At 61.8% G+C, this 24,365-nt stretch carries 20 protein-coding genes and 1 riboswitch; of the genes, 10 read left to right on the top strand and 10 right to left on the bottom strand.

What is annotated here, in order from left to right:
• Positions 1-4 precede the first annotated feature (4 nt).
• The 3 genes from PSAKL28_RS24460 to trhA are packed head-to-tail and all read left to right on the top strand — an operon-like array spanning position 5 to position 6,462.
• On the top strand, positions 5-5,329 hold the full coding sequence (locus PSAKL28_RS24460) for an Hpt domain-containing protein (RefSeq protein ID WP_038615372.1): 5,325 nt from the start codon (positions 5-7) through the stop codon (positions 5,327-5,329).
• Positions 5,322-5,789: a chemotaxis protein CheW gene (locus PSAKL28_RS24455; protein WP_038615370.1), complete on the top strand. Its 468-nt coding sequence runs from the start codon at positions 5,322-5,324 to the stop codon at positions 5,787-5,789. The genes PSAKL28_RS24460 and PSAKL28_RS24455 overlap by 8 nt, the downstream gene beginning before the upstream one ends.
• A gap of 55 nt (positions 5,790-5,844) precedes the next feature.
• Complete coding sequence (trhA, locus tag PSAKL28_RS24450; protein ID WP_038615368.1) at positions 5,845-6,462, top strand: PAQR family membrane homeostasis protein TrhA; 618 nt, start codon at positions 5,845-5,847, stop codon at positions 6,460-6,462.
• Here trhA and PSAKL28_RS24445 read toward each other — a convergent pair.
• Positions 6,459-7,178: a 16S rRNA (uracil(1498)-N(3))-methyltransferase gene (locus tag PSAKL28_RS24445; protein ID WP_038615366.1), complete on the bottom strand. Its 720-nt coding sequence runs from the start codon at positions 7,176-7,178 to the stop codon at positions 6,459-6,461. The genes trhA and PSAKL28_RS24445 overlap by 4 nt on opposite strands.
• Positions 7,179-7,276: 98 nt before the next feature.
• Positions 7,277-8,683 (bottom strand): adenosylmethionine--8-amino-7-oxononanoate transaminase, encoded by a 1,407-nt coding sequence (locus PSAKL28_RS24440; RefSeq protein WP_038615364.1) that lies wholly within the window; start codon positions 8,681-8,683, stop codon positions 7,277-7,279.
• Positions 8,684-8,873: 190 nt separating this feature from the next.
• On the opposite strand from PSAKL28_RS24440, the gene PSAKL28_RS24435 reads away from it, so the two are divergent.
• The 3 genes from PSAKL28_RS24435 (at position 8,874) to PSAKL28_RS24425 (ending at position 12,089) form a co-directional block, all read left to right on the top strand.
• Positions 8,874-10,694, top strand: a complete 1,821-nt coding sequence (locus PSAKL28_RS24435) for a flavin monoamine oxidase family protein (protein ID WP_038615362.1) — start codon at positions 8,874-8,876, stop codon at positions 10,692-10,694.
• Positions 10,695-10,925: 231 nt separating this feature from the next.
• Entirely contained in the window at positions 10,926-11,477 is a 552-nt protein-coding gene (locus PSAKL28_RS24430; protein WP_038615360.1) for a cytochrome b, read from the top strand.
• A 33-nt stretch (positions 11,478-11,510) separates the two neighbouring features.
• Positions 11,511-12,089 carry a YceI family protein gene (locus PSAKL28_RS24425; RefSeq protein ID WP_038615358.1) on the top strand — a complete coding sequence of 193 codons (579 nt, stop codon included), beginning with the start codon at positions 11,511-11,513 and terminating at the stop codon, positions 12,087-12,089.
• A 63-nt stretch (positions 12,090-12,152) separates the two neighbouring features.
• Here the strand turns inward: PSAKL28_RS24425 and rhlE2 are convergent, their stop codons facing one another.
• From rhlE2 to ahcY, 5 genes are all read right to left on the bottom strand, one after another.
• Positions 12,153-14,045: an RNA helicase RhlE2 gene (gene rhlE2, locus PSAKL28_RS24420; protein WP_038615356.1), complete on the bottom strand. Its 1,893-nt coding sequence runs from the start codon at positions 14,043-14,045 to the stop codon at positions 12,153-12,155.
• 223 nt (positions 14,046-14,268) lie between these two features.
• Positions 14,269-15,054 carry a substrate-binding periplasmic protein gene (locus tag PSAKL28_RS24415; protein WP_038615354.1) on the bottom strand — a complete coding sequence of 262 codons (786 nt, stop codon included), beginning with the start codon at positions 15,052-15,054 and terminating at the stop codon, positions 14,269-14,271.
• 65 nt (positions 15,055-15,119) lie between these two features.
• Entirely contained in the window at positions 15,120-16,202 is a 1,083-nt protein-coding gene (locus tag PSAKL28_RS24410; protein ID WP_038615352.1) for a hypothetical protein, read from the bottom strand.
• Positions 16,203-16,305: 103 nt separating this feature from the next.
• Positions 16,306-17,151: a methylenetetrahydrofolate reductase [NAD(P)H] gene (metF, locus tag PSAKL28_RS24405; protein ID WP_038615350.1), complete on the bottom strand. Its 846-nt coding sequence runs from the start codon at positions 17,149-17,151 to the stop codon at positions 16,306-16,308.
• Positions 17,152-17,247: 96 nt separating this feature from the next.
• The gene (gene ahcY, locus PSAKL28_RS24400; RefSeq protein ID WP_038615348.1) at positions 17,248-18,657 is read right to left on the bottom strand and encodes an adenosylhomocysteinase; all 1,410 of its coding nucleotides are present in this window, start codon (positions 18,655-18,657) and stop codon (positions 17,248-17,250) included.
• Positions 18,658-18,678: 21 nt separating this feature from the next.
• A riboswitch (S-adenosyl-L-homocysteine riboswitch) is annotated at positions 18,679-18,783 on the bottom strand.
• A gap of 182 nt (positions 18,784-18,965) precedes the next feature.
• Here ahcY and PSAKL28_RS24395 point away from each other — a divergent pair.
• Positions 18,966-19,367 (top strand): acyl-CoA thioesterase, encoded by a 402-nt coding sequence (locus PSAKL28_RS24395; RefSeq protein WP_038615346.1) that lies wholly within the window; start codon positions 18,966-18,968, stop codon positions 19,365-19,367.
• A gap of 75 nt (positions 19,368-19,442) precedes the next feature.
• Here the strand turns inward: PSAKL28_RS24395 and PSAKL28_RS24390 are convergent, their stop codons facing one another.
• Positions 19,443-20,678, bottom strand: coding sequence for a cation:proton antiporter (locus PSAKL28_RS24390; RefSeq protein ID WP_038615344.1), 1,236 nt, complete (start codon positions 20,676-20,678; stop codon positions 19,443-19,445).
• Positions 20,679-20,901: 223 nt separating this feature from the next.
• Here PSAKL28_RS24390 and PSAKL28_RS24385 point away from each other — a divergent pair, with 223 nt between their 5' ends.
• Positions 20,902-21,735, top strand: a complete 834-nt coding sequence (locus PSAKL28_RS24385; protein WP_038615342.1) for an EamA family transporter — start codon at positions 20,902-20,904, stop codon at positions 21,733-21,735.
• Between the two features lie 25 nt (positions 21,736-21,760).
• Positions 21,761-22,147, top strand: a complete 387-nt coding sequence (locus PSAKL28_RS24380; RefSeq protein WP_038615340.1) for an MAPEG family protein — start codon at positions 21,761-21,763, stop codon at positions 22,145-22,147.
• 1 nt (position 22,148) lies between these two features.
• On the opposite strand, the gene mltA is transcribed toward PSAKL28_RS24380, so the two are convergent.
• Positions 22,149-23,300: a murein transglycosylase A gene (gene mltA, locus PSAKL28_RS24375; RefSeq protein ID WP_038615338.1), complete on the bottom strand. Its 1,152-nt coding sequence runs from the start codon at positions 23,298-23,300 to the stop codon at positions 22,149-22,151.
• Between the two features lie 129 nt (positions 23,301-23,429).
• Here mltA and PSAKL28_RS24370 point away from each other — a divergent pair, with 129 nt between their 5' ends.
• Complete coding sequence (locus tag PSAKL28_RS24370; RefSeq protein WP_038615335.1) at positions 23,430-23,879, top strand: c-type cytochrome; 450 nt, start codon at positions 23,430-23,432, stop codon at positions 23,877-23,879.
• Positions 23,880-23,953: 74 nt separating this feature from the next.
• Here PSAKL28_RS24370 and PSAKL28_RS24365 read toward each other — a convergent pair whose 3' ends face one another.
• A complete protein-coding gene (locus PSAKL28_RS24365) occupies positions 23,954-24,340 on the bottom strand; it encodes a DUF1090 domain-containing protein (RefSeq protein WP_038615333.1) in 387 nt (128 codons plus the stop codon).
• Positions 24,341-24,365: the final 25 nt, after the last annotated feature.

Below are 24,365 nucleotides of genomic sequence, written 5' to 3'. Positions count from 1 at the left end.
AGATATGGCTGAGCGCCACGACACGGTAGCCCTGACTTGGGTCAAGAGTGCCATCGCCGACTGCCTGGCCCAGGCACGCCTGGCGCTGGAGCACTTTTGCGCGGAACCTGGCGATGAAGATGACCTGCTCGGGTTTATCGACAACCTGCACCAGGTGCGCGGCTGCCTGGTGATGCTCGAACTCAGTGGCGCCGCATTGCTCGCCGAAGAGCTGGAGCAACTGGGCATAGCCCTGAAGGAAAAGCGTGTCAGCCAGCGCGGCGAAGCCCTGGGCGCCTTGTTTCGCGGCCTTGAACAGCTGCCGCTGTATCTGGAACGGCTGCGTAGCGCCCGGCGCGACCTGCCGCTGGTGGTGCTGCCGGTGCTCAACCAGCTGCGGGCCGAGCGTGGTGTCGAGCCTTTGGCTGTCGGCAGCCTGTCCGGCACGGCGCCGGGGGCGGCCGAGGAACTGGCCAATCTTGATTTATCCCTGGGTTCCCTGCGCGAGCGTCTGCAGGCGGGTTCCGACCGCGATGCCCTGCGATCGGTGGTGGCAGCGCTGTGTGAGGACCTGATGCGGGTCAAGGAACGTCTAGACCTGTTTGTCCGCAGTGACCGTCAGCGTATCGATGACCTGCAGCCCTTGCTTTCGCCCCTGCGGCAGATTGCCGATACCCTGGCGGTGCTCGGCTTCAGCCAGCCCCGGCGGGTGATCATCGACCAGGTGCTGGTGCTGCAGAGTCTGGCCCAGGGCCAGCGCGCGCCAGACGATGCGGTGTTGATGGATATCGCCGGCGCGCTGCTGTATGTCGAAGCAACCCTGGCGGGCATGGTCGGCCCGCTGGAGCAGCACCCGAACCAGAGTTCGCTGCCTGGCACCGACCTGGCCGAAATCCGTCAGCTTGTGCTGGAAGAGGCCCATTCGGTGTTGCAGCAGGTCAAGGATCAGCTCGGTGATTGTCTTGATGCCGGCTGGCAGCCCCAGCGCCTACTGGTACTGCCGAACTTGCTGCAGCAGATCCGCGGCGCCCTGGCCATGCTGATGCTGCCCCGCGCGGCTGCTCTGATTGGTCAGTGTGCCGACTATGCCCAGCGTCACCTGCTCGGCGCGGCGCCACCGGATGCCACAGCACTGGCGCACCTGGCCGATTCCTTGAGCGCCGGTGAGTGCTATCTGCAATGGTTGCTCGCTGATCCACAAGCCAATCCCCGGCAGTTTCTCGACGCTGCCCAGGCCAGCCTGGCGGCGCTGGGTTATATGCCTGAGCCGGAGCCCGAACCCGAACCTGAAGTGGTGGAGGTCGAGGCGGCGGTTATCGAGCAGCCGGTGGTTGATGACGAGCTGCGCGAGGTGTTCCTCGAAGAGGCCGATGAGCTCCTGCCTCAGCTCAATCAACAATGGGCGCGCTGGCAGGCCAACACTGGCGACCGCGACGCCCTGGTAGAACTGCGTCGGGGCCTGCACACCCTCAAGGGCAGCGGGCGGATGGTCGCCGCGCAAGGTCTGGCGGAGCTGGCCTGGGCGGCCGAGCACCTGCTCAATCGGGTCCTTGAGGGCCGCGTCGAAGTGGGGGCTGCGCCGCTGGCCAGTCTGCAGCAGGCATTGACGTTGATCCCCGGCTTGCTGGTGGCCTTTGCCAACGGTCAGGTGCAGGCGGGCAAAGAGGTCGAGCAGCTGGCCTTGCAACTGCACGCCCTGGCAATGAATGACGCGCCCCATGAGGCCGACGCCAGCGAGGCCATCGACCCGCAGTTGCTGGAGATTTTTCGCAACGAGGCCGAGGGGCATCTGGCCAGTCTCGACAGCTTCCTGGCAGCCGCCGATCAGCAGTTGCCGCAACCGGTCAGTGACAGTTTGCAGCGCGCGTTTCACACCCTCAAAGGCAGCGCCGCCATGGCCGGGGTGCTACCGATTGCCGAACTTGCCGCCGCGCTCGACCTGCTGGCCCGGGAGTTCAAGGCCCATCAGCTGGCCTTCGACCTTGAAGAAATCTACCTGCTGGAGAGCGCCGAACCGCTGTTGCGCCGCGGCCTGGCACAGTTGTCCAGTGCGCCGCTGGCGGTGATCAGCGGTGCTTCGACCCTGATCGAGGAAATCCATCAGGTGGTTGAAGCACGTCTGCAGGCCCTGCTTCAGGCGCCGAGCCAGGGCCTGCGGATCAAGCGCGATCCGCAGTTGATTGCCAGCTTCCTCGCCCAGGGCATGGATATCCTGCTCGATGCCGAATCGCTGTTGTTGCGCTGGCAAGAGCACCCGAGCGAGCGTCAGGAACTCACGGCGCTGCTCGATGAATTGACCACCCTGGGCCAGAGCGCCCACCTGGCTGACCTGTGGCAAGTGGATGAACTCTGCGAAGCCTTGCTGGACCTGTATGGTGCAGTCGAGGAAAGCAGCCTGGCCGTCAGTGCACGCTTTTTCGAACAGGCGCAGCACGCCCATGAGGCGCTGATCGACATGCTCGACCAGCTTGCTGCCGGTCAGGAGGTGGATGCCCATCCTGAACGCCTTGAAGCCTTGCGTGAACTGCTCGACGAAGCGTTGGCACCCGAGGCTACGGGGCTGATCAGCCATCGTCAGGGGCAGGCGCAGATCGCCGATCTGAGCGCTGCAACGGCAGCGCTGGCGATGGACCCTGCCGTGATCGAGCTGTTTCTCGAAGAGGCCAGCGATGTGCTGCAAAGCGCCAACCAGGCGCTGGAGCGCTGGTTGGCCGATGCCGACAATGCCTCGGCGTTGTCGTCGTTGCACCGTGACCTGCAGACCCTCAAGGGTGGTGCGCAGATGGCCGCCATTGGTGCGGTCGAGGTGCTAGCCCAGGAACTTGAGCTGTTGTACGAAGGCCTGGTGGATCGACGTTTCGCTCCGAGCGCTGAGCTGTTCAGCTTGCTCCGTAGCAGCCATGCCCAATTGGCCGAGGTGCTTGAACAGCTACAGGCAGGCCGGGAGCCCTCGTCGGCGGTGACGTTGCTGGCGGCGCTGCGTGAGTATCGTCACAGCGCGCCTCCTGTTGCGGCAGCGGACAAGCCTGCCGACCCGGTGCAGGAAGCCGGCGACAAGGAGCTGCTGGAAATTTTCCTCGAAGAGAGCTTCGATATTGTCGAAAGCTCCGGCGCCGCCTTGCTGCGCTGGCAAGCCGAATCGCGTAATGCGGTCGAGGTGGAGAACCTGCTGCGCGATCTGCATACCCTCAAGGGTGGTGCGCGCATGGTCGAGATCGCGCCGATCGGCGATCTGGCCCACGAACTGGAGTTTCTCTATGAACTGCTGGCTGCCGGGCAATTGCAGCCCAGTGCGGCGCTGTTCAGCCTGTTGCAGAACTGCCATGACCGCCTGGCGCACATGCTCGACGCGGTGCGCCTGCAACAGCCGTTGCACGCGGCGACAGCGCTGATCGACTACATTCGCAACTTCAGCAGTGCGGCGCTGGCCGATACCGCAGCCCAGCAGTCGCATCCTGAAGCGGCCACAGCGGTGGAAGCACCGGTGGCAGCCCCCGAGCGCGGGCCGGTGGACATGGTCAAGGTGGCCTCTGACCTGCTGGATGACCTCGGCAACCTGGCGGGCGAACATTCGATCATCCGCGGGCGCATCGAACAGCAGGTCAATGATGCCCAGGTCGCGCTGAACGAGATGGAAACCACCCTGGAGCGCATGCGCGATCAGTTGCGCCGTCTGGATACTGAAACCCAGGGCCGAATCCTCAGTCGTCAGCAGGGGGAGGGCGATGGCCAGGTCTATGACGACTTCGACCCGCTGGAAATGGACCGCCACTCCCAGTTGCAACAGCTGTCGCGGGCCTTGTTCGAGTCGGCCTCCGACCTGCTCGATCTCAAGGAAACCCTGACCCTGCGTGCCCAGGAAGCGCAAAGCCTGCTGCAGCAGCAGGGGCGGGTCAGCAGCGAGCTGCAAGAGGGCCTGATGCGCACGCGCATGGTGCCGTTCGAACGTCTGGTGCCACGGCTGCAGCGGGTGGTGCGGCAGGTGGCCAGCGAGCTCGGCAAACAGGTCGAGCTGGTGGTCGGCAATGCCGAAGGCGAGATGGACCGTAGCGTGCTGGAACGCATGGTGGCACCGCTGGAACACATGCTGCGCAACGCCGTCGACCATGGCCTGGAGTCCCGTGAAATCCGCCTGGCCGCCGGCAAGCCGGAGCAGGGGCTGATTTCGCTGACCCTGTTGCACGAAGGCGCTGATATCGTCATTGAAATGACCGACGACGGTGCCGGTGTGCCACTGGACGCGGTACGGAGCAAGGCGATCAAGCGAGGCTTGCTCGACCCCGCGGCGGTCCTCAGCGACCATGAGGTGATGCAGTTCATTCTCCAGCCGGGGTTCTCCACCGCCGAGAAAATTACCCAGATCTCCGGGCGGGGCCTGGGCATGGACGTGGTCCATGAAGAGGTCAAGCAACTCGGTGGCTCGATGGTGATCGAATCCAGTCCAGGCAAGGGCGCGCGCTTTCTGATTCGCTTGCCGTTTACCGTGTCGGTCAACCGCGCGCTGATGGTGCAGTACGGCGAAGAGCAGTACGCGGTGCCGCTCAACACCATCGAAGGCATTGTGCGCGTGCCGCCGGCCGAGCTGGAAGCCTGCTATCAGCTGGATCCGCCGCACTATGAGTACGCCGGGCGTCGCTACGAACTGCGTTACCTCGGTGAGCTGCTGCAAGGTGCCGTGCAACCGCGTCTGCTGGGCCAGAGCCTGCCGCTGCCGGTGTTGCTGGTGCATTCTCATGAACAACAGTTCGCAATCCAGGTCGACAGCCTGGCGGCCAGCCGCGAGATCGTGGTGAAGAGCCTCGGGCCGCAGTTTGCCAGCGTCCAGGGGCTGTCCGGAGCGACCTTGCTGGGCGATGGCCGGGTGGTGCTGATTGTTGATTTGCCAGGCCAGCTGCGCGGCTTGCAGCAGCATCACGCCCAGCAAGCGGGTAGCTCTGCTCGTTTGCCTGCGCAGCAGGTCGACCAGGCGCCGAAGCGGCCATTGCTGGTGATGGTGGTCGATGATTCGGTGACCGTGCGCAAGGTTACCGGCCGCCTGCTTGAACGTCATGGCATGAACGTGCTGACCGCCAAGGACGGCGTCGATGCGATGACGCTGCTGCAGGAGCATCGTCCGGATGTGTTGCTGCTGGACATCGAAATGCCGCGTATGGATGGTTTTGAGGTGGCCACGCAGATCCGTCACGACCCGGCCCTGAAGGACCTGCCCATCATCATGATCACCTCGCGGACCGGGCAGAAACACCGTGACCGGGCGATGTCCATCGGGGTCAACGACTACCTGGGCAAACCCTATCAGGAGTCGGTGTTGCTGCAGAGTATTGCGCTTTGGAGTAACCCTCATGCTTGAACAGTCCGCCCGCAATGGCCGTCGTAGTAGCTTGACCGGCTTGCTGCTGGCGTTGGCCGATCGTTGCCTGGTACTGCCCAACGTCGCGGTGGCTGAACTGATCGGCTATCAAGCCGGCACCCCGGCGCCTGAACAGCCCGAGTGGATGCTCGGCTGGATCGATTGGCGTAACCAGCGTCTGCCGCTGCTCAGCTTCGAGGCGGCTTGTGGTGGACAGGTGCGGGTAGGGGAGCGGGCGCGCATCGTCGTGCTCAACGCCTTGGGGGGCAGCCGTTTGCGCTTCATTGCCGTGCTGGTGCAGGGCATTCCGCGCTCATGCAAGCTCGACAGCCAGCTCAACTACGTCGATGTGCCCCTGGCTGCGCTGGAACTGGCGGCAGTGCAGGTCGGCGATCAGGTAGCCAGGGTGCCCGACCTGCCAGCGCTTGAACAGTTGCTGGAGGATGCAGGGCTGGTTTGAAACATCTGCCTGGGTAGGATAGGAAGCCTGGCCGTCGTTCGGAGGACCCTGTTGCATGTATCACGGTGAACGTTTCAATGCCTGGACGCACCTGGTCGGCGCGGTGCTGGCCTGTATCGGCGCAGTCTGGCTGCTGGTGGTGGCCAGTCTGCAGGGCGATCCCTGGAAGATCGTCAGCCTGGCGATCTACGGCTTTACCCTGCTGTTGCTCTACAGCATTTCAACGATCTATCACAGCGTGCGCGGCAAGGCCAAAGTGGTGATGCGCAAGCTCGATCATCTGTCGATCTATCTGTTGATTGCCGGCAGTTACACGCCGTTTTGTCTGGTCAGCCTGCGCGGGCCGTGGGGCTGGAGCCTGTTCGGGGTGGTCTGGGGGCTGGCGGTGATCGGCATGCTTCAGGAGATCAAGCCGCGCTCCGAAGCGCGGGTGCTATCGATCATCATCTATGCGCTGATGGGCTGGATCGTGCTGGTCGCAGTCAAGCCGCTGCTGGCCAGTCTCGGGGCTGCCGGTTTTGCCTGGCTGGCGGCCGGTGGTGCGTTCTACACCATCGGCATCATCTTCTTTGCCTATGACAGTCGCTTTCGCCACTGGCATGGCATCTGGCACCTGTTTGTCATTGCCGGCAGCCTGTTGCACTTCATCGCGGTATTTTTCTACGTGCTCTAGAAGTCGCCCCACAGCTGCTGGGCAACCGCCAAGGCCACCACCGGAGCGGTTTCGGTACGCAGGACCCGTGGGCCGAGGCGCGCGGCATGAAAACCGGCGGCTTTGGCCTGCTCGACTTCGGCCTCGCTCAAACCGCCTTCCGGGCCGATCAGGAATGCCAGGCTTTGCGGCTTCTGGTGGCTGACCAGCGGCTCGGCCACCGGGTGCAGGACCAGCTTGAGCTGTTCATCACAGGCCTTGAACCAGTCGGCCAGCAGTACCGGTGGGTTGATCTGCGGCACGCTTGAACGGCCGCACTGCTCACAGGCACTGATTGCCACCTGGCGCCAGTGGGCCAGGCGTTTGTCGGCGCGTTCGTCCTTGAGGCGTACTTCACAGCGCTCGCTGACGATCGGGGTGATGACGTTGGCCCCCAGTTCGGTGGCTTTCTGGATCGCCCAGTCCATCCGCTCGCCGCGCGACAGGCCCTGGCCGAGGTGGACCTTGAGGCTGGAGTCTGCTTGCCCGGCGAAGGACTCGTTCAGTTGCACCCGTACGGTTTTCTTGCCGACTTCGAGCAATTGGCCGAGGAATTCCTGGCCGCTGCCGTCGAACAGCTGTACGGCATCGCCAGCGGTCATGCGCAGTACGCGGCCAATGTAGTGGGCCTGGGCTTCGGGCAAGTCGTGCTCGCCGAGGCTCAAGGGGGCGTCGATGAAGAAGCGGGACAGTCTCATTTGAAAACTCGGAATATGTGTTGGTCTATCGCGGGGCAAGCTCGCTCCCACAGGGGATGTGTGACGCCTGTGGGAGCGGGCTTGCCCCGCGATGCTTGCTAGCCCGGATCGCGAAAATCAGGATGGAAATTACCCGGAACCGCCACACTGACGCTGTCGCGCGTAGCGATATCGATACCCTCACTGGCCACTTCGGCAAGGAAATCGATCTGTTCCGGGGTAATCACATACGGCGGCAGGAAGTACACCACGCTGCCCAGCGGGCGTAGCAGGGCGCCGCGTGTCAGGGCGTGTTCGAAGACTTTCAGACCGCGCCGTTCCTGCCACGGATAAGCGCTCTTGCTGGCCTTGTCCTGGACCATCTCGATCGCCAGGGCCATACCGGTCTGGCGCACTTCGGCGACGTGCGGATGATCGATCAGATGCGCCGTGGCGCTGGCCATCCGCGAGGCCAGGGCCTTGTTGTTCTCGATCACGTTGTCCTGTTCGAAAATATCCAGGGTCGCCAGTGCCGCCGCACAGGCCAGCGGGTTGCCGGTGTAACTGTGCGAGTGGAGGAAGGCGCGCAGGGTCGAGTAGTCGTCGTAGAAAGCGTTGTACACCTCGTCGGTGGTCAGGCACGCCGCCAGTGGCAGGTAGCCGCCGGTCAGGGCCTTGGACAGGCACAGGAAGTCGGGGCGAATGCCGGCCTGCTCACAGGCGAACATCGTCCCGGTACGGCCGAAACCAACGGCGATCTCGTCGTGGATCAGGTGCACGCCATAGCGGTCGCAGGCCTCGCGCAGTAGCTTGAGGTAAACCGGGTGGTACATGCGCATACCGCCCGCGCCCTGGATCAGCGGCTCGACGATCACTGCGGCGAGCGTGTCGTGGTGCTCGGCCAGGGTCTGCTCCATGGCGGCGAACATCGTGCGCGAGTGCTCCTCCCAGCTCACGCCCTCAGGGCGCAGGTAGCAATCGGGGCTTGGCACCTTGATGGTGTCGAGCAGCAGCGCCTTATAGGTTTCGGTGAACAGCGGTACATCGCCCACCGACATCGCCGCGATGGTCTCGCCGTGGTAGCTGTTGCTCAGGGTGACGAAGCGCTTCTTCTCTGGCAGGCCTTTGTTGAGCCAGTAGTGAAAGCTCATTTTCAGCGCCACTTCGATGCAGGACGAACCATTATCGGCGTAGAAGCACCGGGTCAGCCCCTCGGGCGTAATCTGCACCAGGCGTTCGGACAGCTCGATCACCGGTTGGTGGCTGAAGCCTGCGAGGATCACGTGCTCAAGCTGATCGACCTGGTCTTTGATGCGCTGGTTGATCCGCGGGTTGGCATGCCCGAAGACGTTGACCCACCAGGAGCTGACCGCGTCGAGGTAGCGTTTGCCTTCGAAGTCTTCCAGCCACACGCCTTCGCCGCGCTTGATCGGGATCAGCGGCAGTTGTTCATGGTCTTTCATCTGGGTGCAGGGGTGCCACAGGACCTTCAGGTCACGTTGCATCCACTGTTGGTTGAGGCCCATTTCTCTTCTCCTGGCGACGACAGCGCGGACATGCGGCGCAAGCCTATGCAATGCGTCGGTCGAGGACAACCCGTGACATGCAATCAGCCGCTGGCGTCGCTAGCCGGGGGACTTGGCCTCGCGTATTCTTCGGCTACTCTTTCCAGGGGGAATCCCCCCATCTTTCTGCTTTGATCCGGAGTTCGCCAACATGTCTGCTGGGTGGCTGCGCGCCTGTGCGCTGGTAATGATAGGACTGTTCAGCGGCACTGCGCTGGCCAAGGACAAAACCCCGACGGCAATCGTCGTCGGCGGTGGTCTGGCTGGCCTGACTGCCGCTTATGAATTGCAGGGCAAGGGCTGGCAGGTAACCCTGCTCGAAGCCAAATCGGGGATGGGCGGGCGTTCCGGGCTGGCCACCAGCGAATGGATCGGTAACAGCAAGGCCCAGCCGATCCTCAACCAGTACCTCGATACCTTCAAGATCAGCACCCTGCCGGCACCGGAGTTCGTCCGTACACCGGGTTACCTGATCGATGGCGAGTATTTCAGCTCGTCCGACCTTGCGACCAAGCAACCGGCGACCGCCGAGGCGCTCAAGCGCTATGAAAAGACCCTCGACGATCTGGCGCGCTCGATTGACGACCCGCAGAACCCGGCGGCCAACAGCACCTTGTTCGCCCTCGACCAGCTGAACGTGTCCAGTTGGCTGGACAAGCTGCAGCTGCCGACCACCGCGCGTCAGTTGGTCAACCAGCAGATCCGCACCCGCTACGACGAGCCATCGCGCCTGTCGCTGCTGTATTTCGCCCAGCAGACCCGCGTCTATCGCGGCGTCAGCGACCGTGACCTGCGCGCCGCGCGCCTGCCAGGTGGCAGCCCGGTGCTTGCCCAGGCGTTCGTCAAGCAGCTGAAGACCATCAAGACCAGCTCGCCGGTCAGTGCCATTACCCAGGACAAGGACGGCGTGACTGTCAAAGTCGGCAGCGTCGGTTATCAGGCCGATTACGTGGTCCTGGCCGTGCCACTGCGCGCGCTGGCCAAGATTCAGATGACCCCGGGCCTGGACACCAAACACCTGGCCGCCTTGAAGGGCACCAACTATGGCTGGCGTGACCAGCTGTTGCTGAAGTTCAAGCACCCTGTGTGGGAGAGCCGTGCGCGCATGTCTGGCGAAATCTACAGCAACACCGGTCTTGGCATGCTGTGGGTCGAGCCTGCGCTCAAAGGTGGCGCCAACGTTGTCATCAACCTGTCCGGCGACAACGCGCGCCTGCTGCAGGCTTTCGGCGACAAGCAGATGGTCGACCAGGTGTTGATCCGCATGCATGCGTTCTACCCACAGGCTCGCGGAGCCTTCACCGGTTACGAAGTCCGCCGTTACAGCACCGACGCCAACATGGGCGGTGCCTACCTGGCCTATGGTCCGGGCCAGATCAGCAAATTCTGGCGCTTGTGGGAGCGTCCGGTGCAGCGTATCGCCTTTGCCGGTGAGCACACTGATGCGCTCTACCCTGGCACGCTCGAAGGCGCGTTGCGCAGTGGTCAGCGTGCAGCCAGCCAGGTCCAGGACCTGTCGACGGGCAAGTCCTTCGACCCTGTCAGCGCGGCGCCAGCCGCAGCAGCAGCCGCTACTGCGGTGGCGGCCAGCAAGGGCAACTTCTTCTCCAACCTGTTTGGTGGGTCGTCCGACAAGTCTGCCAAGGCAGCGGATCCGGTGAAGAAGGAAGCGAGCAAGCCAGGCTTCTTCTCGCGGATGTTCGGCAGTGACGACAAGCCGGTTGAAAAACCTGCGGCCAAGCCGGCGGAAGCTGCTCAGGCACCGGTTGCAGCTCCTGCGCCAGTAGTGCCTCCGGTTGCCAAGGAAGAGCCGGTCAAGGCTGCACCGGTCAAGGCTGCGCCCGCCAAGGCGGCAGTCAAGCCAGCACCGGTGAAAAAGCCGGTGGCCAAGGCCGAGCAGGCGAAGAAGACCGCCGCGAAACCTGCGCCGGTCAAGAAGCCAGTGGCCAACGTGCAGGCTAAAGCGCAGTAATTGAGTTGGATTTATCGCGGGGCAAGCCCGCTCCCACAGGATCAGAGTCAATCCTGTGGGAGCGGGCTTGCCCCGCGATGTCGCTACACCTTCCCCTACAGTTAATGTTTCCTTAATAACGCTGTTACACACTATTCATCGTTTTTTTCGATATTTCGAAGCAAATTTTTCCGCTTTAATTCGATAAATAAGTTGTTAGTCTGAGCACAGTTCTTACAGGGAAACACGGCAATGCAACTGCGCAATTCATCTTCTCGCTACGGCCTGGTCAGCATCGTCATGCACTGGGGCGTGGCACTGGCAGTGTTCGGTTTGTTCGGGCTGGGTCTGTGGATGATGGGCCTGGACTACTACAGTCCTTGGCGCAAAGAAGCCCCCGACCTGCACAAGAGCATCGGCCTGGTCTTGCTGGCAGTGATGTTGGCGCGCGTGGCCTGGCGCTTCATCAGCCCGCCACCAGCGGCGCTGCCGAACCACGGCAAGCTGACACGCATAGCCTCCAAGGCCGGGCACGGTCTGCTTTATCTTGGCCTGTTCGCGGTGATGATCGCCGGTTACCTGATATCCACCTCCGATGGCGTGGGTATCCCGGTGTTCGGCCTTTTTGAAGTGCCAGCGCTGGTCAGCGACTTGCCCGATCAGGCGGATATTGCCGGTGTAATCCATTTCTACCTGGCCTGGGGCCTGGTGATTTTTGCCGGTCTGCACGGACTGGCTGCCCTGAAGCACCACTTTATCGACCGTGACGCGACCCTCAAACGCATGCTGGGCCGCAAAGCTTGATGTTCAACCTCCACTCCAAAGGGATATAGACGCATGTTGAAAAAGACTTTTGCCGCTCTGGCGCTCGGTACCGCACTGCTTTCGGCTGGCCAGGCCATGGCTGCAGACTACAAGATCGACAAGGAAGGCCAGCATGCCTTCGTAGACTGGAAAATCAGCCACCTGGGTTACAGCTTCATCCACGGTACCTTCAAGGACTTCGACGGTTCCTTCAGCTGGGATGCGGCCAAGCCTGAAGCCAGCAAGATCGCTGTCGACCTGAAAACCGCCAGCCTGTGGTCCAACCACGCCGAGCGTGACAAGCACATCGCCAGCAAAGATTTCCTCGATGTGAAGAAGTACCCAGAGGCCAAGTTCGTCTCCACCAGCGTCAAGCCGACTGGCGAGAAAACCGCTGACGTGACTGGCGACCTGACCATGCACGGCGTAACCAAGCCGGTAACCTTCAAGGCTACCTTCAACGGTGAAGGCAAGGATCCATGGGGCGGCGAGCGTGCAGGTTTCAACGCTACCACCACCTTGAACCTGAACGATTTCGGCATCAAAGGCCCAGGCGCTACTTCGCAGACCCTGGATCTGGATATCTCGATCGAAGGCATCAAGCAGAAGTAATTGTTGCCGCACCAACAAAAACGCCGCCCCTAGGGGCGGCGTTTTTGTATCTGCATGACGGAATCAGCGATTACGCGTCAGCAGTGCAGGTTTCTCGCCACGTGGACGGCTTGGCAGTTGCTCAAGCTGTTCGGCAGTCGGGAAACGGTCGATCTTCGACTCTTTGTGCATGATCTTCGGTTGTGGCTGGCCTTCACGCGGATTGCGCACGGCTGGCTCGCCCGATTGATTGTCGCTGTTCGGACGACGATTGCGGGCGCCGCCGCCGTCACGGCGCGGCTGACCACCGCCGCCATTACGCGAACCACCGCGTTTCTCGCCGCTGGCCGAACCACCTGTACCGGTACGCGGGCCATTGTTGTTGCGGCCTTGGCCACCACCGCTACGCGGCTGGCCACTGGCGCCGGCACCTGCCTGGGCGGGTGCGCCAGGGCGACGGTTGCGACCCTGGTTGCCCTTGTTCTGGTAAGGGCTGACGTAGTCGGCGCGGTTACCAAAGTTGTCCACTTCGTCATCCAGAAACTCTTCTGGGTCACGATTAGCGGGTACCGATGGCGCGCCGGCTTGTGCGGACTGTTGCGGGCGAGGCTTTTTGTTGTCGCGTGGTTTGCGTTCCTGGCGGCCACCGGCAGACTTCTCTGCGGTTTTTTCCTTGTCTTTGTCGCGACCTTTTTCCTTGCCCTGATCCTTGCCCTTGTCTTTGCGTCCGCCGTTGCCGGTGTTGGTGCCGTCAGCACGCTGACCACGGCCACCACGCGGGTTGTTTTGTGGACGCTCGCGGACTTCAGGTTTCTCGGCTTCAACCTTGGAGGCATCAAAGCCCATCAGGTCGCCATCCGGGATCTTCTGGCGCGTGACGCGCTCGATGCTCTTGAGCAGCTTTTCTTCATCCGGAGCGACCAGCGAGATCGCTTCACCCGAGCGACCGGCACGGCCGGTACGACCGATCCGGTGCACATAATCTTCTTCGACGTTGGGCAGCTCGAAGTTGACCACATGCGGCAGTTGGTCGATGTCCAGGCCACGGGCAGCGATATCGGTGGCAACCATGATGCGCACGGTGCCGGCCTTGAAGTCGGCCAGGGCTTTGGTGCGGGCATTCTGGCTCTTGTTGCCGTGGATCGCGGCGGCGGTCAGGCCGTGCTTTTCCAGGTATTCAGCCAGGCGGTTGGCGCCGTGCTTGGTGCGGGTGAAAACCAGTACCTGTTCCCACGCGCCGGTGGTGATCAGGTGGGCCAGCAGGGCACGCTTATGGCTGGCCGGCAGGCGGTAGACACGCTGTTCGATCCGCTCGACCGTGGTGTTCGGCGGGGTAACCTCGATGCGCTCGGGGTTGTGCAGCAGCTTGTCGGCAAGGTCGGTGATGTCCTTGGAGAAGGTCGCCGAGAACAGCAGGTTCTGACGCTTGGCCGGCAGGCGTGCGAGGACTTTCTTCACGTCGTGGATGAAGCCCATGTCGAGCATGCGGTCGGCTTCGTCCAGTACCAGGGTTTCGACGTGGGAGAGGTCGACACTGCCTTGGCCGGCGAGGTCGAGCAAACGGCCCGGGCAGGCCACCAGCACATCAACGCCACGGGCCATGGCCTGAACCTGTGGGTTCATGCCGACGCCACCGAAGATGCAGGCGCTGACGAATTTGAGGTCACGGGCATAAACCTTGAAGCTGTCATGCACCTGGGCGGCCAGTTCGCGCGTCGGGGTCAGCACCAGAACCCGCGGCTGGCGAGGGCCATGACGCTGGGATTTGTCTGGGTGACCACCTGGAAACAGGCGTTCGAGGATCGGCAGGGCGAAACCACCGGTTTTACCAGTACCTGTCTGGGCGGCAACCATCAGGTCGCGACCTTGCAACACGGCGGGAATGGCCCGCTGTTGCACCGGAGTGGGCTGGGTATAGCCAGCAGCCTCGATGGCACTGACTAGAGCCTCGGAGAGACCGAGGGAAGCAAAGGACATGAGCAATCCTGTTCTTAGTGGGGGCTAAGCCCGATGGGATAATCTTGCCTGGCGCGACGGGCATCGGGTGATGCTATCGCGTCCGGTCCAGCAGGGTCTTCAATGCGCATCCGGAGTATGGCGGGCGGGCTCTTGGCCGCGCTGTCCTGCCGTCGGGATGCCTTTTGCAAGGCCGAGCGTCCGGGCGTAAGCCTGGCGGGAAGGCCCGAGTATAACAGAGCATTCAGGGCGTGCTGCGTTCCTGCTGCTCAACGGTGGTTCGAAAGTTTTCTTCGGCACCGGCATAGCGGGCATTCAGGGCCGCATAGGCCGGCTCTTGCTTGAAGCGGTTCAGCTCGGCGTTAAAGCGTTGAATCAAGTTGTCCATGCCGGCATCGCGGCGTACCGCCAGGTACTGGCTCTGGCGGCTGACCACCAATGGCAGCTCGCTGATCTGCTGATCCAGGCCAAGATATTTACTGAGGTAGCGACCGACGCGGCGGTCGGTGATCAGCAAGTCGATGCGCCCGCGCTGCAATTTGCCGAAGTTGGCTTCATGGGTTGGCGCTGGCTCGCGGGTAAAAAATGGCGAATCGCTGAACGCTGGCGCATAGGAATAGCCTGGGGAGGTGCCAACGGTCAGGCCGCGCAGGTCTTGCAGGCTGTTGACCGGATGGGGCCGGGTATTGGCATAGAACAGCACGAATTCCACATCGGACAACGGTTCGTTGGGGTAGAGGAGTTGATTGGCGCGCTGTTCGGTGTAGAAAATATCCAGGATGCCGTCTGCCAGGCCTTGATCAATCATCGCCAGACAACGCTTCCAAGGCAGGAACTGCCAGTCCACTTCCACACCCAGGCGCTTGAACACTTCGACAGTGACGTCGTAGTCGATGCCTTTGGCCTGACCGCTTTCCACATAGACATAGGGTGCCCAGGGTTCGGTGACGATACGCAGCTTCTCGCCGTGGGCAAATGCACTCAGGCAAGTGAGCAGCAGGGCGGTCAATAAGCGGGAGAAATCAGGCATGGCTGGAGAGTACGACGTGCGCACGGCGATGGCTAGTCGTCGTGCGCATCAGGTTTGTCAGGTATTCAGCGTTGTGATCGTTTTATCAGCATGTCACGAACCCTGCTGTGTTTGTTACCCAGGCTCAGGCGCATGCCTGGGCGCTCGAACCACTGGTGCAGTTGTTCGTGGCACAACGGGCGTGAATGACGCGCATTGGCGTTTTCCAGTGCTTTGGCCCACCAGACAGGGGCACAGGCACGGTCGAATTCGTTGGGGTACTCATAGCAGCCGTACATCAGTTCACGCAGGAACTGACGCTGATCGCTGGGCAGGGTCAGGCTCAGCGCCTTGTAGCCAAGGCGGTGCAGGGCTGGTGGCTTTGGCAGCTGGGCGTTGACCAGGGCCACATCCTGCAGCGCCTGGCAGCTCAGCGGCGCATGCTGGTGCTTGGCCAGCCAGGCCTGGACCTTGGCCCTGAACAGCTGTTTGCGGCTCCAGTAGTGATGCAGCAGGTCGGTGCACTGGTTGAGCTGCATGCGCCGATAGGCCGCCACGGCCAGGCAGAACTCTTCCAGGGTGTACGCGCCGTTGGCATGCGGGTAGTACTCGTCCATCAGGGCGATGGAGTGGTCGAGCAGTGAAGCATCTTCCTGCATCAGGCCGATGACGCCGGAGTTGAGCTGCGGCATCTGGCGGTCAGCCAGCCCGCGCGACTCAAGTAGCGCTGCCAGGCTCTGGTACAGCCTGCACTTCGGGTTGCTGCCAAAATTGGCACCGATGGCATTGCACAGCAGGGTGCCGGGCTTGATGCGCCGGAACAGCTCAATCGGTGATTGGTGGAAGAACGTGTCGGTATCGATCAGCGCGGCCACGGGCGCGTCGGCCAGTACCTGGCGCAAGACCATGTGCTTGCTGCGAAAGTGATACCCATAAGGCTGGTTCCAGGCTTCGCGGGTGGCGGCATCCAGTGTGTGGACGCTCACCGGAAGGTTCTGGTAGGGCTCGGGATTGTCGCTGTAGACCTGAATGTCCAGCGCTTCGCCGGGGGTCTTGCGCAGGTTGGCCAGGGCGCTGACGATGCTGAATTGGGCTTCCTGATGATAAGTCGGGGCACCGAATACCAGGTAAACCAGTTGTGGGCGAGACAGAGTATGTCCGTGTGGCATGAAGCACGATCATCCGTTGACTGTGGAATGCAAAAAGGCCTTAGCGTAAACCAAGGCCTTTGAGTATCCCACAGTAATGGTTACTGGCGATGTAGTACTACGATCAACGCGGCAACTTGAGATTGTTCCAGATCGCCAGGCTCGGATCGGCCTGATTCAGGGTGTAGAAGTGCAGCCCCGGTGCGCCGCCTTGCAGCAGTTGTTCGCACATGCGGGTGATGACCTCTTCACCGAACGCCTGGATGCTGTTGACGTCATCGCCATAGGCTTCCAGTTGTTTGCGGATCCAGCGTGGGATCTCGGCGCCGCAAGCGTCGGAGAAGCGCGCCAGTTTGCTGTAGTTGGTGATCGGCATGATCCCCGGAACCACAGGAATATCCACACCCATCTGCTGCACGCGCTCGACGAAGTAGAAGTAGCTGTCGGCGTTGAAGAAGTATTGGGTAATGGCGCTGTTGGCGCCGGCGTTGGCCTTGCGCACAAAGTTCTTCAGGTCATCTTCGAAGTTGCGCGCCTGGGGATGCATTTCCGGGTAGGCGGCGATTTCGATATGGAAGTGATCGCCGCTTTCCTGGCGGATGAACTCGACCAGTTCGTTGGCGTAGCGCAGCTCGCCGCTGGCCATGCCCATGCCCGAGGGCAGGTCACCGCGCAGGGCAACGATGCGCTGGATGCCGGCGGCCTTGTACTGGCTCAGCAGGCTGCGCAGGTCTTCCTTGCTGTCACCGACGCAGGACAGGTGCGGTGCGGCAGGAACCTTCACTTCGCTTTCCAGCTGCAGCACGGTGTTCAGCGTGCGGTCGCGGGTCGAACCACCGGCACCGTAGGTGCAGGAGAAGAAATCCGGGTTGTAGCTGGCCAGCTGGCGGGCAGTGGCGAGCAGTTTTTCATGTCCAGCATCGGTCTTGGTCGGGAAGAACTCGAAGCTGTAACGGCGTTCCTGAGACATGGCGAAATCCTGGTAAACCGATCAAGCAGGCCAGCCCTGCGGCTGGCGTACAGAAAAAAGCCGGTGACGCTTGGCAGCGACACCGGCTTTGGCCCATCAGTAGCGGTAGGCGTGTGGCTTGAACGGCCCTTCAACAGTAACGCCGATGTACTCGGCTTGCTGAGGCGTCAGTTGGGTGACCACACCGCCGAAACCGCGGACCATTTCCAGGGCCACTTCTTCGTCGAGTTTCTTCGGCAGCACTTCGACAGTCAGGCGCTCGGCTTTCTGAGCGGCTGGCAGGTCGGCGTATTTCTGGCCGAACAGGAAGATCTGTGCCAGCACCTGGTTGGCGAACGAACCGTCCATGATGCGGCTTGGGTGGCCGGTGGCGTTACCCAGGTTCACCAGACGGCCTTCAGCCAGCAGGATCAGGTAGTCGTCGTTCTGCGGGTCGAAATCGCCAGCGCCGGTACGGTGGATCTTGTGTACCTGCGGCTTGACCTCTTCCCAGGCCCAGTTCTTGCGCATGAAAGCGGTGTCGATTTCATTGTCGAAGTGACCGATGTTGCAGACCACAGCGCGCTTTTTCAGGGCTTTGAGCATGTTGGCATCGCAGACATTGACGTTGCCGGTGGTGGTCACGATCAGGTCGATCTTGCCCAGCAGTGCTTTGTCGATGCTTGCTTCGGTACCGTTGTTGATACCGTCGATGAACGGCGAAACCAGCTCGAAGCCGTCCATGCAGGCTTGCATGGCGCAGATCGGGTCGACTTCAGTGACCTTGACGATCATGCCTTCCTGACGCAGGGACTGGGCCGAGCCCTTGCCCACGTCACCGTAGCCGATGACCAGCGCTTGCTTGCCCGACAGCAGGTGGTCGGTACCGCGCTTGATCGCATCGTTCAGGCTGTGACGGCAGCCGTACTTGTTGTCGTTCTTGCTCTTGGTGACCGAGTCGTTGACGTTGATGGCCGGGATTTTCAGCTCGCCCTTGGCCAGCATGTCCAGCAGGCGGTGAACGCCAGTGGTGGTTTCTTCGGTCACGCCGTGAACGCGCTCGAGAACGGCCGGGTATTTCTTGTGCAGCAGTTCGGTCAGGTCACCGCCGTCGTCGAGGATCATGTTGGCATCCCATGGCGCGCCATCCTTGAGGATGGTTTGCTCCAGGCACCACTCGTACTCTTCTTCGGTTTCGCCTTTCCAGGCGAACACCGGGATACCGGCAGCGGCGATCGAGGCGGCGGCCTGGTCCTGGGTGGAGAAGATGTTGCAGGACGACCAGCGTACTTCGGCACCCAGGGCAACCAGGGTTTCGATCAGCACGGCAGTCTGGATGGTCATGTGAATGCAGCCGAGGATCTTGGCACCCTTGAGCGGTTGCTCTTGCAGGTACTTGCGGCGCAGGCCCATCAGTGCAGGCATTTCCGATTCGGCGATGATGGTTTCGCGACGGCCCCATGCAGCCAGGGAGATGTCAGCGACTTTGAAATCGGTAAAACCGGCAGGCGTGTTTACAGCGCTCATGAAGAGCCTCCATTCGTAGTGTGCGAATGGGCGCCGTTGTGCGTTTAGTGTCGGCAGGCAGGCCTGGCCAGACAACGCCCCATCCGAGCCTGACAGGTTGAACCTGCTGCAGCGCCCCTCGGACAGGTGGCGGGAACGGTATCAAGTGCAGATGACCGTTTTAAAGCGATGGCGATTATAGCCGCGCCTGCGCATCTGCCCAAGGTTTTCTGTCGATTAATCGAGACGATAGTCGATGTTAAATGGAGGAGGGGGGCCGCCTCTGCCATCATTACCCTCATCGAATGGCAAGACGCTCAGGAGTAGATATGAATTTTCACACCCGCAAATGGGTCAAGCCCGAAGATCTCAACCCTAACGGCACGCTGTTCGGCGGCAGCCTGCTGCGCTGGATTGATGAAGAAGCAGCGATCTATGCGATCGTCCAGTTGGGCAACCAGCGTGTGGTGACCAAGTACATCTCGGAGATCAACTTCGTCAGCGCCTCGCGCCAGGGCGACATCATTGAGCTGGGTATCACCGCCACCGAATTCGGCCGCACCTCGATCACCCTCAAGTGTGAAGTGCGCAACAAGATTACCCGCAAGAGCATCCTGACCGTTGACCGCATGGTCTTCGTCAACCTTGGTGAAGACGGCTTGCCGGCGGCGCATGGGCGGACTGAAATCAAGTATGTCCAGGATCAGTTCCCGGACTCTGCAGTCGAGTAAACGCATCGCGGGGCAAGCCCGCTACCACAGACTCAATGCAGACCGGTGGGAGCGGGCTTGCCCCGCGATAGGGCCTCAAGGTTGCTCGGTAACCCCGCGCACCACCCGCCCGATCGTCAACCCCTGCAACAGGATCGACGACAGCACCACGATGTAGGTGATGCTCAGCAACAGGTCGCGCTCGGTGCCCGGCGGCAGTGACAGCGCCAGGGCAACCGACACGCCACCGCGCAAGCCACCCCAGGTCAGTACCCGCACGGTGCCGCGCGGCACTGTGCGCCAGCGGCGCAGCATGAGGATCGCCGGGGCCACAGTCAGCAGGCGCGACAGCAGGATTGCCACGGCCAGCACGCCGGCCGCCGCCAGGTGCATCCAGGAGAACGGCAGCAGCAACAGCTCCAGGCCGATCAGGGCGAACAGCAGGGCGTTGAGCATGTCGTCGATCAGTTCCCAGAAGCCATCCATGTAGCGGCGGGTCATGTCGTTCATCGCCAGGTTGCGCCCCAGGTTGCCGATGATCAGCCCGGCCACCACCATCGCGATCGGTGCCGATACGTGCAACTCGTAGGCCATGGCCGAGCCACCGATGACCAGGGCCAGGGTCAGCATGACCTCGACCTGGTACTGCTCGATGCTTTTGATCATGCGGTAGGTCACGTAGCCGATCAGCCCGCCGAACAGTGCCCCGCCGATGGCTTCGCGGGCGAACAGGATGGCGGTGTCGGTCGCCGTCGGGGTTTCGCCCAGTTGGGCAATCCCCAGTAGCACGGTGAACACCACGACAGCGGTGCCGTCATTGAACAGCGATTCGCCGACAATCGTGGTTTTCAGCGGTTTCGAGGCATTGGCGGTCCGCAGGGCGCCGAGTACGGCGATGGGGTCGGTCGGCGAAATCAGCGCGCCGAACAGCAAGCAGTAGAGCAGGCTGACGTGCCAGCCGAACAGGGCAAAGATCCAATGGGCCAGGTAGCCAATGATCACAGTGGCGATCAGGACGCCGACAGTGGCCAGCAGGCCGATCGGCCAGCGGTAGCTGCGCAGGTCGGCGAGGTTGACGTGCAGGGCGCCGGCAAACAACAGGAACGACAGCATCCAGTGCATCAGCAAGTCGTTGAAGTCGATCTGGCTCATCAAGCCTTGCACACGTTCTTCCAGCCCCGGGTAGCCAATGACGCTCAGGCCTTGCAGCAACAGGGAGAAGAACAATGCGGTGACCATCACGCCGATGGTCGGCGGCAGGCCGATGAAGCGGTAGTTCAGATAAGTGAGGAGGGTCGTCAGACAGATAAACGCAGCAACAAGCTCAAGCATTCCAGGTCCTGTAATGGCTTTCGATTTGGCACCCGATCCCATCGGGCAGCCCTTGGATGGTCTGGCGATGGCTTGGGGACACAGTTTTTTGGCTGCATGCGTTGACCGCACAGTGCCGATTTCGTTTCCACGCTGCTCGAATGTGCGCGACGCGGCGCCGAGGGAAATGCTTAGATAGCGGCTGGCCATTGATGACCCGACCTGCACTGCCAAGGACCTTCGCGTGTTAGCCACTTCTCTGGTACTGGTTGCCGCACTGCTGCATGCAACCTGGAACACCCTGATCAAATTCAGCGGCGAGCGCTTGCTGGTCATCGCCAGCATGGACGCGGTGGCGTTGCTGTTTGCCCTGGTGATGGTTGCCTTCGTGCAGTTCCCGCCCGCCGAAGTCTGGCCGTGGTTGCTGGCTTCTGCACTATTCGAGCAGTTCTATCGTTTTCTGTTGATCCAGGCGTATCGGGTCGGCGACCTGGGGCTGGTCTATCCGTTGATGCGCGGCCTCTCACCCTTGGTCGTGCTGGCGCTGACACTGACCTTCGCCGGTGAGACCTTAAGCAGTCAGCAGATCATCGGCATTCTGTTGATCCCCTGTGGCATGGCCTGTCTGCTTTGGCAGGGCGGTGGCGGCGATCGTCTGCCCTGGTCGATGCTGCCGGTGGTGGCGCTCATCGGCCTGTGCATCGGTTGCTACACCTGGTTCGATGGCCAGGCGATCCGGCTCTGGTCGCAACCGTTGGACTATCTTGTCTGGTTGACGCTGCTCAGTGCCTGGCCGTTCCCGTTGCTGGCCAGTGTCGCCCGGCGCGCGCCCTTCATCCTGTTCTGGCGCCTGCAGTGGCGGCTCGGTTTGACGGTCGGTTTATGCGTGTTGCTCAGCTATGCCCTGGTGCTCTGGGCGATGCAGCTGGGGTCGGTAGCGGAAGCTGCGGCGTTGCGTGAAGTCAGCGTGATACTGGTGGTGCTGTTCGGCATGCGCTACCTCAAAGAACCTTTTGGCGGACCGAGGCTCTTAGCCTGTGCCCTGGTGCTGATCGGCATGCTGATCATGAAACTTTGATGTTCCAACCGACAAGGATTTAGCCATGACCGTTGCTTTCTGGTGTGTACTGATTGCGTTGATTCTGCCGATCCTGTGTACCAGCATCGCCAAGTTCGGCAGCGGTCGTTTCAATCTGCGGCAGAACCACGACCCGCGGGCGTTTCTCGACAAACTCGAAGGCTTGCCGCGGCGTGCCCATGCCGCCCAGTTGAACAGCTTTGAAGCGTTTCCGGCCTTTGCCGCAGCAGTGATCATCGCCGACGTCGTCGGCAATGCCGAGCAGGTGACCCAGGACGTTCTGGCGGTGCTGTTCATCACCAGCCGCCTGCTCTACATCATTTGCTACCTGGCCGACTGGGCCGCCTTGCGTTCGCTGGTCTGGTTCGTCGGCCTGGGTCTGATTGTCTCGTTCTTTGTGGTCTCGGCCTGACTCAGGGCACCTTGGGCACTTCGGGCAACGCCGTGCCCTTAGGCCACAGCAACCAGATCTGCCCCTGTTGCTTCATGTTGCCGGCGAGCTCGCCCGCTTCGGCACCGGTACCCCAGAACAGATCGGCGCGCACTTCGCCGGTGATCGCGCCGCCAGTGTCCTGAGCGGCAACCGGGCGTATCACTGGGGCACCGTCGGGACGGGTGGTGGAGAGCCACAGCAGACTACCCAGGGGAATCACCTTACGGTCGATGGCCACGCTATAGCCCGCTGTCAGCGGCACGTTGAGCGAACCGCGTGGACCTTCATTACTGTCCGGGCGGGTGCTGAAGAACACGTAACTGGGGTTGCTCGCCAGCAGTTCGGGAACCCGTGTCGGGTTGGCCTGGGCCCAGGCATGAATGCTGCCCATGGTGACCTCTTCTTTTTTCAGCTGCCCCTGTTCGACCAGCCAGCGACCCACTGGGCGATAGGGGTGGCCGTTCTGGTCGGCGTAGCCGACGCGCAGCTGGCGGCCGTTGTCGAGCTGGATCCGCCCGGAACCCTGGATCTGCAGGAATTGCAGGTCCATGGGGTCGGTGAGCCAGGCCAGCACGGGGGCCGGCACGCCTTGCTGATTGATCACTTCGGCGGTGTCGTAAGGCTTGAGGGTGCGGCCCTCAATGCGGCCGCGCAGGCGCTTGCCCTTGAGCTCCGGGTAGACGCTGTCCAGGGCCACCACGATCATGTCGTCCGGTACACCATAGACGGGGACATGCGCGCTGTCGGTCTGGGTCAGGCTACCGGGGTAGACCGGTTCGTAGTAACCGGTGATCAGGCCGTTGGCGTTATTTTCGCCCGAGCGCATGCTGTAGACGTCCAGCTGGGCCTGGAGAAAGTTGCGCACCTCGGTGCTGTCGCCAGGTACTTTGGCTGCTGCCGCGCAGGTATTGGCCCATATTGCGTCGCGCTTGAGGCGTTCGCAGGCGCTGCGCCAGGCTTCGAAGCCGGCCAGCAGATCACTGTCGCTGACCTGCGGCAGCTCTTTCCAGGTACTGCTGACGTAGGTGGCGAGCGCGTGAGGCTTGGGTTTTTCCGGACCGCCGCCGTTGCAGCCGGCGAGCAGCGCCAGTACCGAGAGTGACCATCCCAGATGGCGCAGGGAAAATTTCATGAACAGGGTTTCCTTGGCGGTTCGCCTGGGTTTCAGCTGTCCAGGCAACCCGTAGTTTTATTAAGGGTATTGGTCTTTGGCGATGAGGCGAGGATACTGGCCGCCTTTTTTCCGTGAGCCGACGTTACCATGATGCTCAAGCGCCTTTCTGTTGTAGTGCTGGTCTGCCTGACCCTGACCGCCTGTGGCGGTGTCGACCCCAACTCGCCGCTGGGCCAGCGCAAGACCATTTTCAAACAGATGCTCAAGACCAGTGAAGACCTGGGCGGCATGCTGCGTGGGCGGCTGGCCTTTGACGGGCAGAAGTTCGCCGACGGCGCGGTCAAGCTCGACAACTTGTCCCGCGAGCCGTGGAAGCATTTTCCGCAGGTTCGCGAGGACGATGAAACCAGCGCTCGTGCAGAGGTCTGGGAGAAACAGGCACGCTTCCAAGACCTGGCTCGCCAGCTGGAAGTGGCTACCGGTGAGTTGGTCGCTGTTACTCGCACCCAGCCGCTGAAGGCTACGGATCTGGCCGCGCCGACGGACAAGGTTGAAGCAGCATGCAAAGCTTGTCATACCGAATTTCGTAACCATTGAATACAGTATCGCGGGGCAAGCCCGCTCCTACCGGGCCGGTGGGAGCGGGCTTGCCCCGCGACTAGTCCAGCGACTTACTTATCGAGTTCGTCCAGCGCTTGCTGCAGTTCCTTTTTGGATTCAGCCAGCTTGTCTTTGCGCTTGTTGATCTTCTCAGCGTCGCCCTTCTTCATGGCCTTGTCCAGGTCCTTGGTGCGCTGTGTCACTTCGTGACGGGCGTCGAGCACTTTCTGTTCGCGCTCTTTCTTCAGGCCGGCATCGGCGCAGTGCTCGTTGACTTCACTCAGCGCTTTCTCAAGACCTGCTTTTTCGAAAGGGTTAATGGACTTGTCGATCTGCTGTTGAATATCCGCCTTCTTTGCAGCGCAACCCGTCAGGACTTGATCTGACTCGGCGGCCTGCAGCGAAGTCGCTGCAAGTCCGATAGCGGTCAGCAATACGAGTTGAGAGAAAAGTTTCATGGGAGCCTCCTTGGTCGGGGCAGGG

Source organism: Pseudomonas alkylphenolica (genome assembly GCF_000746525.1).
Taxonomy (GTDB): Bacteria; Pseudomonadota; Gammaproteobacteria; order Pseudomonadales; family Pseudomonadaceae; genus Aquipseudomonas; species Aquipseudomonas alkylphenolica.
The sequence above is the reverse complement of the archived record's forward strand: the minus strand, read 5'-3'. Positions and strand labels throughout refer to the sequence as shown.